Annotated in this window: 7 protein-coding genes and 1 pseudogene; all 8 read left to right on the top strand. The window is 62.1% G+C overall.

Going from position 1 to position 10,210, the window contains the following annotated elements; translation table 11 throughout:
• A pseudogene (locus AO064_RS29900) lies at positions 1–153 on the top strand (acetyl-CoA carboxylase biotin carboxylase subunit); the annotation flags it as partial.
• 294 nt (positions 154–447) lie between these two features.
• On the top strand, positions 448–1,326 hold the full coding sequence (gene prmA, locus AO064_RS00085; protein ID WP_010213491.1) for a 50S ribosomal protein L11 methyltransferase: 879 nt from the start codon (positions 448–450) through the stop codon (positions 1,324–1,326).
• A gap of 30 nt (positions 1,327–1,356) precedes the next feature.
• On the top strand, positions 1,357–2,589 hold the full coding sequence (locus tag AO064_RS00080) for a DUF3426 domain-containing protein (RefSeq protein ID WP_064052024.1): 1,233 nt from the start codon (positions 1,357–1,359) through the stop codon (positions 2,587–2,589).
• Between the two features lie 185 nt (positions 2,590–2,774).
• Complete coding sequence (gene dusB / locus AO064_RS00075; protein ID WP_064052023.1) at positions 2,775–3,788, top strand: tRNA dihydrouridine synthase DusB; 1,014 nt, start codon at positions 2,775–2,777, stop codon at positions 3,786–3,788.
• Positions 3,785–4,105 carry a DNA-binding transcriptional regulator Fis gene (fis, locus tag AO064_RS00070; RefSeq protein ID WP_002555375.1) on the top strand — a complete coding sequence of 107 codons (321 nt, stop codon included), beginning with the start codon at positions 3,785–3,787 and terminating at the stop codon, positions 4,103–4,105. Before dusB ends, fis begins: the two co-directional genes overlap by 4 nt.
• An 81-nt stretch (positions 4,106–4,186) precedes the next feature.
• Entirely contained in the window at positions 4,187–5,794 is a 1,608-nt protein-coding gene (gene purH / locus AO064_RS00065; RefSeq protein WP_064052022.1) for a bifunctional phosphoribosylaminoimidazolecarboxamide formyltransferase/IMP cyclohydrolase, read from the top strand.
• Positions 5,795–5,961: 167 nt separating this feature from the next.
• Positions 5,962–7,254, top strand: a complete 1,293-nt coding sequence (purD, locus tag AO064_RS00060; protein ID WP_012721992.1) for a phosphoribosylamine--glycine ligase — start codon at positions 5,962–5,964, stop codon at positions 7,252–7,254.
• 114 nt (positions 7,255–7,368) lie between these two features.
• A complete protein-coding gene (locus tag AO064_RS00055) occupies positions 7,369–10,140 on the top strand; it encodes a hybrid sensor histidine kinase/response regulator (protein ID WP_064052021.1) in 2,772 nt (923 codons plus the stop codon).
• Positions 10,141–10,210 lie beyond the last annotated feature (70 nt).

Genomic DNA, 10,210 nt, shown 5'->3' with positions numbered 1-10,210 from the left:
GCCATGGCCCGTATGCGTAACGCCCTGGACGAAATCGTGGTCGACGGCATCAAGACCAACATCCCGCTGCACCGGGACCTGGTCCGTGATGAAGGCTTCTGCGAGGGTGGTGTGAACATTCACTACCTGGAACACAAGCTGGCTAACCAGTAAGTGCTCCACTCAACAAAGCCGCCTTCGGGCGGCTTTGTTGTTTCTGCGGCACCGGTCTTTATGAATGCACACAATCCAATGTGGGAGGGGGCTTGCTCCCGATAGCGGTGGTTCAGTTGATTAATTCACCACTGACACACCGCTATCGGGAGCAAGCCCCCTCCCACAGGTGGTCCCTGTACATCCTGAGCACTGCATATCGTCGGCACAGTCGTCTTCTGCCCTGCTCTCGCGTAAACTTGCGCGCTTTCGCGACCCAGCAGTCGCACACTCATTTTTTCAAAGGTGCCCGCCATGCCTTGGCTGCAAGTCCGTCTCGCCATCAGCCCAGAACAAGCCGAAACCTACGAAGACGCTTTCCTTGAAGTCGGCGCTGTCTCGGTCACATTCATGGACGCCGAAGACCAACCGATCTTCGAACCCGAACTCAACACCACCCCGCTCTGGTCGCACACCCATTTGCTGGCCCTGTTCGAAGACGGCACCGATGCCGCCGCCGTACTGGCCCATATGGAATTGCTCACCGGCGGCCCGCTGCCGGAGCATCACAGCGAAGTCATCGAGGACCAGGACTGGGAACGCAGCTGGATGGACAACTTCCAGCCGATGCGTTTCGGCCAGCGCCTGTGGATCGTGCCGAGCTGGCATGCCGCGCCTGAGCCGGACGCGGTCAACCTGCTGCTGGACCCAGGCCTGGCGTTCGGCACCGGCACCCACCCAACCACCGCGCTGTGCCTGGAATGGCTGGACGGCCAGGACCTGACCGACAGCCACGTGCTCGACTTCGGTTGCGGCTCGGGGATCCTGGCGATTGCCGCCTTGTTGCTGGGCGCCAAGGAAGCCGTGGGCACCGATATCGACGTGCAGGCGCTGGAAGCCTCGCGCGATAACGCCGGGCGCAACAACATTCCTGAAGGCAAATTCCCACTCTACCTGCCGGAGCAATTGCCCCAGGTGCAGGCCGACGTACTGGTCGCCAACATCCTCGCCGGGCCGCTGGTGTCCCTGGCGCCGCAGTTGTCGAGCCTGGTCAAGCCGGGCGGCCGCCTGGCGCTGTCGGGCATCCTTGCCGAGCAAGGCGAAGACGTCGCCGCCGCCTACGCGAAGGATTTCGAGCTGGATCCGATCGCCAACCGCGATGGCTGGGTACGCATCAGCGGTCGTCGGCGCTAGAATGAGCGCTTGCCTGAATCGGATGGCCGCATGACCGACAGTTTCGTCACCCAGTGCCCGCATTGCCAATCGCGCTTTCGCGTCAACCACGCTCAATTGAGCGTGGCCCGTGGCGTGGTTCGCTGCGGCTCGTGCCTGCAAGTGTTCAATGCGGCTCGCCAGTTGCTGGAGCAGCGCGCTGCCGGTACACCGGCGCCTGAGCTGCCGGCCGCGGCTGAGCCAGAGCTGCCACGGGCTATCAGCCAAAAGCAGTGGACCGCCGAAGAGCTGGACCTGGACAACCTGGACCTGGACGAAGAACTGGCCAAGCTGGAACGTCGCGAGATTCAGCACACCCAGCCTGCCGGCGCAGAACGTCGCCAAGCGGGAACTGATCGTCGGCAAAAAGATGAGCCTCTCAGCGCGAGCCGCAACACCGTCAAGGCCGAAGAAGAAAAATGGGCTGCCAGCCTGTTCAGCGAACCGCCTGAAGAGCGCGTGCAAGCCACGCACATCGAACCCGAACCGACGAACGCACCTGCGACCAAGCAGCGCACCGAGCCGTCCATGTCGTTTCACACCGACGACCTCGACGATGAGCCACCCCTGCGCTCCACGCCCGACGATGACGACGTCGATCCACCGTTCACGCCATTGACCCAATCGGCCGATGACGTTGAACCCGAAGAACGCCCCAAACCCCCTCGCAAGCGCCCGCGCGCCGAAACGAGTGTGCACGACGAGCAACTGTTGGATCTCGAAGACGATCCGCTGCACCTCTACGCGCAAAAGCGTCCGGCCAGCCTGGGCCGTCGCCTGATCTGGCTGTTGCTGGTGCTGATCGCCGCCAGCGGCCTCGCAGCCCAGTACATCGCCTACCAATTCGACGACCTGGCCCGCCAGGACGCCTACCGTCCGTGGTTCCAGCAACTGTGCCCCACACTGGGCTGTACGGTGCCGTCGCGGGTCGATATCGCCCATATCAAGAGCAGTAACCTGGTGGTACGCAGCCATCCGGACTTCGCCGGGGCGCTGGTGGTGGACGCCATCATCTATAACCGTGCGACATTCTCCCAGCCCTTCCCGCTGCTGGAGCTGCGCTTTGCCGACCTGAATGGCAGCCTGATTGCCAGTCGTCGCTTCAAACCCGCCGAATACCTCAGCGGCGAGTTGGCCGGCGTGAGCGAAATGCCATCGCAAACGCCGATCCATATCTCCCTGGATATCCTCGATCCGGGCAATAAAGCCGTGAATTACAGCCTGAGCTTTCACTCGCCCGAGTGAATCGGTTCACGCACCGAGGTTTGACGGCGAGTTATTGACTCAGCCCCGCGCGACCAAACCGGTAGCGATAAAGAAATAACTGTTCAGATTTTATCCAATTCAGCCTTTATCCAGTCATCGAGAGCGGGTATCATGCCAACCCTTTTTCGAACTCTAATGATCCGGCCCCACAACAGGGAAGTCCTATGTCGGCGGTACGCATCGGCCCATACACATTGCAGAACGGCTTGATTCTCGCCCCGATGGCGGGCGTCACTGACCAGCCCTTTCGTCAGCTGTGCAAGCGGTTGGGCGCGGGTCTAGTAGTCTCGGAAATGGTCACCAGCGACATGAGCTTGTGGAACACCCGCAAATCGCGGATGCGCATGATCCACGAAGGCGATCCCGAGCCCCGCTCGGTCCAGATCGCCGGTGGAGATGCACAGATGCTGGCGGATGCGGCCCGGGCCAACGTGGAGTTGGGGGCGCAGATCATCGACATCAACATGGGCTGCCCGGCCAAGAAGGTCTGCAACAAGGCCGCCGGTTCCGCGCTGTTGAAAGATGAGCAATTGGTTGCCGAGATCCTGCAGGCCGTTGTCGCCGCAGTCGATGTGCCGGTCACCCTGAAGATTCGCACCGGCTGGGACCGGGACAACAAGAACGGCCTGACGGTGGCGAAGATCGCCGAACAGGCAGGCATTACAGCGCTGGCGGTGCATGGCCGCACCCGCGCCGACCTTTACACAGGTGAAGCCGAGTACGACACCATCGCTGCGATCAAGCAGTCGGTGTCGATACCGGTGTTTGCCAATGGCGACATCGACTCCGCCGAGAAAGCCCGGCGCGTGCTGCACGCCACCGGTGCCGATGGTTTGTTGATTGGCCGGGCCGCCCAGGGGCGACCGTGGATTTTTCGTGAGATCGAGCATTTTCTGCGTACTGGCGACGTATTGCCGGCACCGGAGCTGATCGAGGTGGAACGTATTCTGCTAGAGCATTTGGCCGCCCTGCACGCTTTCTATGGAGACGTGATGGGAGTACGCATTGCCCGCAAGCATGTCGGCTGGTATCTCGCAACCTTGCCGGGCGCCAGGGAGTTTCGCGCCCACTTCAATCGTTTGGATGATACGCAAGCACAGGTCGCCACCGTTCGAGAGTACTTCAGCGAGCGTGAAAAGAGCCTGGGGACAGGGGACGGAGAGGGGGTGGCCGCATGACGATGATGACCGAGACTTTAGTGAGTGGAACAACACCCGTGAGCGACAACGTCAATTTGAAACAGCACCTCAACACGCCGAGCGAAGAAGGTCAGACCCTTCGCGGGAGTGTCGAGAAGGCGCTGCACAATTATTTCGCCCACCTTGAGGGCGCTTCCGTCACGGACGTGTACAACCTGGTGCTCTCCGAAGTCGAGGCGCCCTTGCTCGAAAGCGTGATGAACTACGTCAAGGGCAACCAGACCAAAGCCAGTGAGCTGCTGGGCCTCAACCGTGGCACCTTGCGCAAAAAACTCAAACAATACGATTTGCTGTAAGCATTCAATCAAACCAGAAAGGCGCCCGCGTAAAACCGGTCGCCTTTTTTGCTGACTCCTTTGCTTTTGATGGAAATTGAAATGACCGACCAGACTACCCGCCTGCCGATCCGCCGCGCCTTGATCAGTGTTTCCGACAAGACCGGGATCCTCGAATTTGCCCGCGAGCTGGAAGCTCTGGGTGTGGAAATCCTCTCCACGGGCGGGACCTTCAAGCTGCTGCAGGACAACGGCGTGGCCGCAGTGGAAGTGGCGGACTACACCGGTTTCGCAGAAATGATGGACGGTCGGGTCAAGACCCTGCACCCGAAAATCCACGGCGGCATCCTCGGCCGTCGCGGGATCGACGATGCCATCATGACCGAACACGGCATCAAGCCGATCGACCTGGTGGCCGTCAACCTCTACCCGTTCGAAGCCACCATCAACAAGCCAGGCTGCGACCTGCCGACTGCCATCGAAAACATCGATATCGGCGGCCCGACCATGGTTCGCTCGGCCGCCAAGAACCATAAAGACGTGGCCATCGTGGTCAACGCCAGCGACTACGCCCAGGTGCTCGAAAGCCTGAAGGCCGGTGGCCTGACCTACGCCCAGCGTTTTGACCTGATGCTCAAGGCGTTCGAACACACCGCCGCCTACGACGGCATGATCGCCAACTACATGGGCACCGTGAACCAAGCCGCTGAAACCCTCAGCACCGAAGGCCGCAGCCAGTTCCCGCGCACCTTCAACAGCCAGTTCATCAAGGCTCAGGAAATGCGCTACGGCGAGAACCCGCACCAGAGCGCGGCGTTCTACGTGGAAGCCAAGCCTGCTGAAGTCGGCATCGCCACCGCGACCCAACTGCAAGGCAAGGAGCTGTCCTACAACAACGTGGCCGACACCGACGCCGCGCTGGAATGTGTGAAGAGCTTCGTCAAGCCGGCCTGCGTGATCGTCAAGCACGCCAACCCGTGCGGCGTGGCCGTGAGCCCGGACGCGGAAGGCGGCATTCGCCAAGCGTACGAACTGGCCTACGCCACCGATACCGAATCGGCTTTCGGCGGCATCATCGCCTTCAACCGTGAACTGGACGCCGAGACCGCCAAGGCGATCGTCGAGCGTCAGTTCGTCGAAGTGATCATTGCCCCAAGCGTCAGCGAAGAGGCTCGCGCCATCGTGGCGGCCAAAGCCAACGTGCGCCTGCTGGCCTGCGGCGAGTGGTCGGCTGACCGCGCCGCTGCCTGGGACTACAAGCGCGTCAACGGCGGCTTGCTGGTACAGAGCCGTGACATCGGCATGATCGGCAGCGAAGACCTGAAAGTGGTCACCCAGCGCGCCCCGACCGAGCAAGAGATCAACGACCTGATCTTCGCCTGGAAAGTGGCCAAGTACGTGAAGTCCAATGCCATCGTCTACGCCAAGAACCGCCAGACCATCGGTGTCGGCGCTGGCCAGATGAGCCGCGTGAACTCGGCGCGTATCGCTGCGATCAAGGCCGAACACGCCGGTTTGCAGGTGGTGGGCTCGGTGATGGCTTCCGACGCATTCTTCCCGTTCCGTGATGGCTTGGACAATGCCGCGAAAGCTGGCGTGACCGCCGTGATCCAACCGGGCGGCTCGATGCGTGATGCTGAAGTGATCGCCGCCGCTGATGAAGCCGGCATCGCCATGGTCTTCACCGGCATGCGTCACTTCCGTCACTGATCCAAATGTGGAAGGGGCTTTTTGTAGTGAGCGGGCGTGTCCCGCGCTGGGCTGCACAGCAGCCCCACTGGATCTCCAGTGAAACCGGCGGGGGACGCCCCCCTCACCACAACAACCCTCCCACATAAAGCGCTCCTGCAGCGCCTACAGAATTTGAGGTTTTTGAAATGAATGTTTTGATCATTGGCAGCGGTGGCCGTGAACACGCCCTGGCCTGGAAAGTTGCCCAGGACCCGCGCGTCCAGAAGGTTTTCGTCGCCCCCGGCAACGCCGGTACCGCCATTGAAGCCAAGTGCGAGAACGTCGCTATCGACGTGCTGGCCCTTGAGCAACTGGCAGATTTTGCTGAAAAGAACGTGTCCCTGACCATCGTCGGTCCGGAAGTGCCGCTGGTGGCTGGCGTCGTGGACCTGTTCCGCAGCCGCAACCTGGACTGCTTCGGCCCAACCGCCGGCGCAGCCCAACTGGAAGGCTCCAAGGCGTTCACCAAGGATTTCCTGGCCCGCCACAAGATCCCGACGGCCGATTACCAGAACTTCACCGAGATCGAGCCGGCCCTGGCTTACCTGCGTGAAAAAGGTGCGCCGATCGTGATCAAGGCCGACGGCCTGGCCGCCGGTAAAGGCGTGATCGTCGCCATGACCCTGCAGGAAGCCGAAGACGCCGTGCGCGACATGCTCGCCGGCAACGCTTTTGGTGACGCCGGTTCGCGCGTCGTGATCGAAGAATTCCTCGACGGCGAAGAAGCCAGCTTCATCGTGATGGTCGACGGCAAGAACGTCTTGCCGATGGCCACCAGCCAGGACCACAAACGCGTCGGCGACGGCGACACCGGCCCGAACACCGGCGGCATGGGTGCCTACTCCCCGGCCCCGGTGGTCACCGCCGACGTGCACCAGCGCGTCATGGACTTGGTGATCTGGCCGACCGTGCGTGGCATGGCCGATGAAGGCAATGTCTACACCGGCTTCCTGTATGCCGGCCTGATGATCGACAAAGCCGGTAACCCGAAAGTCATCGAGTTCAACTGCCGCTTCGGCGATCCGGAAACCCAACCGGTGATGCTGCGTCTGCAATCGAGCCTGGTACTGCTGGTGGAAGCCGCCCTGGCCCAGGCCTTGGACAAGGTTGAAGCGCAGTGGGACCCACGTCCGAGCGTTGGCATTGTGCTGGCGGCCGGTGGTTACCCTGCCGACTACGCCAAGGGCGATGTGATTGAAGGCCTCGATGCTGCGGCGACCCTGGAAGGCAAAGTGTTCCACGCGGGCACCGCGCTCAAGGACGGTAAGGTCGTGACCGCCGGTGGCCGCGTGTTGTGCGCCACCGCCATGGGCGCCAGTGTCGACGCCGCGCAGCAACAGGCGTACACGTTGGCCGCGAAGATCGATTGGAACGGCTGCTTCTACCGCAAGGACATCGGCTACCGCGCCATCGCCCGTGAACGGGGCGAGAACAGCTAAGCAGCCGCCGTCAGTAGCTATCCGTTCGGCTAGGCAAGGGCCTCTGGCCCTTGCCGTATGCAGGCCTACCCGCGCATAGTTAACCCGTGCATCAACCTACGAAGGGATTTCGCCGTGCGCTGGCTCAGGATCGCCATAGGTTTTACTGTCAGCCTGCTGACACTGCTCTGCTTGTTCCCGGCCCAGGCCGCCGCGCAAGGCAGTGGCTGGGCAGTATTGCTTGATGAACAGGCCGACCTGCAACTGAGCGACATCCGGTCCTCGCGCTACACCAATCAATTCAGCCCAACCGAACTGGACCGCATCACCGCTGCGGAACCGGACGGTGCGTTGTGGGTACGTTTCAAGCTGCAACCCGGCAAGCACGAGCAAGTGCTGCGGGTATTCGCCCCGGACCTGTCGCACCTGAGCCTGTATGTGCTGGACGGCGACACCCTGGTGGAACAACAGAGCACCGGCACGCGCCAGCCCCAGGCAGAACGGCCGCTGCCCAGCAGCGACTTCATGCTGCCGATGCCCCAGAGCCAGAGGCCCCTTGAGGTCTACCTGCGCCTGGTCTCCGAACACGAGCTGCGCCCTTACATCACCCTGGAACCGGCCGTGCTCGCCGCCGCCGACCAGACCCAGACTCTGATCTACGGCCTGCTGTTCGGCTGCTTGCTGATGCTGATCCTGCACAACCTCACGCGCTTCGCCTACCACCGCTCGCGCAGCAGCCTGTGGCTGGCGGCTTGCGAAGTACTGTTGATGCTCAGCCTGGCACTGCTGCTCAATCTGATAGGTCCATGGCTGCCGAACTGGCATGCGGTCCAGACACCCGGCGCTTACCTGGCGCTGCTGCTGACCGCGCCGTGCGGGCTGATGTTCGCCTACCGATTCTTCATGCCCCTGGGCCCGCACCCGCTGAACAAACTGTTGATGGGCGACATCCTGTTCATTGTGCTGTGCGGCCTGCTGCTGTTGTTCGTCAACACCCTGCCGCTGAACATCATCACCTACGCCCTGGTGGCCCTGGCCGGCTTGAGCATGCTGTTTGTCTCGGCCTATCACTGGCAGAAAGGCTACCGCCCGGCACGCCTGTTCGTGGCCGCGATGGTGGTGTTCAACATCGGTACGCTGATCATCCTGCCGGCGCTGCTTGGCCTGACGATGGTCTCGCCACAGGGTCTGATCGTCACGTTGCTGGCCTTTATCTGCCTCAGCGGCCTGTTGATGAGCCTGGCTTTGGGCGAACGCCAGCGTGCGATTGTCGAGGCGCGCTTCAGCCTCAGCCGCGACCTGGCGGCGAGCAACGCCGAGATCGCCGCCAAGGCCGAGTTCCTGGCCAAGATCAGCCACGAGATCCGCACCCCCATGAACGGTGTGCTCGGCATGACCGAACTGCTGCTGGGCACGCCGCTGTCGGTGAAACAACGCGACTATGTGCAGACCATCCACAGCGCCGGTAACGAACTGCTCACGCTGATCAACGAAATCCTCGACATCTCCAAGCTGGAGTCCGGCCAGATCGAACTGGATGACGTGCAGTTCGACCTCAATGCGCTGATCGAAGACTGCCTGAGCATCTTCCGCGCCAAGGCCGAGCAGCAGAACGTCGAGCTGATCAGCTTTATCCAGCCTCAGGTGCCCCGTGTGATCAGCGGCGACCCGACCCGCCTGCGCCAGGCCATGTTGAGCCTGCTGGAAAACGCCCTGCAGAAGACCGACGAAGGCGAAGTGCTGATCGTCGTCGCGCTGGATGACCGCAGCACCAAGCCACGCCTGCGCATTGCCGTGCAGGACAGTGGCCTGCCGATGGAAGCGGCCGAGCGCGACGCCTTGCTGCACAGCGAACTGCACAGCAAGAATTTCTTCTCGGCCACCCGCCTGAACGGTCACCTGGGCCTGGTCATCGCCCGCCAATTGATCCTGTTGATGAACGGCGAATTCGGTATCAAGAGCGGCAGCCATCAGGGCAGCACCCTGTGGCTGACCCTGCCGCTGGACCCGGAACGCCTGGAGCACCCGACCTCCGACCTCGACGGCCCACTCAAAGGCGCACGGGTGCTGGTGGTGGACGACAACGACACCTGCCGCAAAGTGCTGGTGCAGCAATGCTCGGCCTGGGGCCTGAACGTCAGCGCCGTGCCCTCGGGCAAGGAAGCCCTGGCGTTGCTGCGCACCAAGGCGCACCTGCGTGACTACTTCGACGTGGTGCTGCTGGACCAGAACATGCCCGGCATGACCGGCATGCAACTGGCGGCGAAGATCAAGGAAGACCCGAGCCTGAACCACGACATCCTGCTGATCATGCTCACTGGCATCAGCAACGCGCCGAGCAAGATCATCGCGCGCAATTGCGGGATCAAGCGCATCCTCGCCAAGCCGGTGGCCGGCTACACGCTCAAGACCACCCTGGCCGACGAACTGACCCAGCGCAGCAAAGGCACGTTGCAATCACGCCCGCCCCTCGCCGTACCAGCAGCCGTCACGGTGCCCGCCGACTTCCGCATCCTGGTGGCCGAAGACAACAGCATCTCCACCAAAGTGATCCGTGGCATGCTCGGCAAGCTCAACCTCAACCCGGACACCGCCAGCAATGGCGAGGAAGCGTTGGAGGCGATGAAAGCCCAGCGTTATGACCTGGTATTGATGGATTGTGAAATGCCGATCCTCGACGGTTTCTCGGCGACCCAGCAACTGCGTGCGTGGGAGGTGAGCCACCAACGCATTCGTACGCCAGTGGTGGCATTGACGGCGCACATCCTGACGGAACATAAAGAGCGCGCCCGCCAGGCCGGGATGGATGGGCACATGGCCAAGCCGGTGGAGTTGTCGCAGTTGCGGGAACTGGTGGAGTTCTGGGTGGCACAACGCCAACAAAGGCCGGAACACGCGCCCTCCTGACTTGTCATCCGGCCCCCCTGTGGGAGCGGGCTTGTTGTGGTGAGCGGGCTTGCCCCGCTCACCACAACAA

Origin of the sequence: Pseudomonas marginalis (assembly GCF_001645105.1) — a bacterium.
In the GTDB taxonomy this organism is placed as follows: Bacteria; Pseudomonadota; Gammaproteobacteria; order Pseudomonadales; family Pseudomonadaceae; genus Aquipseudomonas; species Aquipseudomonas petroselini.
This window is presented reverse-complemented; position numbering and strand designations above follow the sequence as displayed.

Excerpts from the sequence above, each read along its gene's own strand:
- prmA (WP_010213491.1), top strand. The coding sequence starts at position 448 with ATGCCTTGGCTGCAAGTCCGTCTCGCCATCAGCCCAGAACAAGCCGAA.
- AO064_RS00080 (WP_064052024.1), top strand. The coding sequence starts at position 1,357 with ATGACCGACAGTTTCGTCACCCAGTGCCCGCATTGCCAATCGCGCTTT.
- dusB (WP_064052023.1), top strand. The coding sequence starts at position 2,775 with ATGTCGGCGGTACGCATCGGCCCATACACATTGCAGAACGGCTTGATT.
- fis (WP_002555375.1), top strand. The coding sequence starts at position 3,785 with ATGACGATGATGACCGAGACTTTAGTGAGTGGAACAACACCCGTGAGC.
- purH (WP_064052022.1), top strand. The coding sequence starts at position 4,187 with ATGACCGACCAGACTACCCGCCTGCCGATCCGCCGCGCCTTGATCAGT.
- purD (WP_012721992.1), top strand. The coding sequence starts at position 5,962 with ATGAATGTTTTGATCATTGGCAGCGGTGGCCGTGAACACGCCCTGGCC.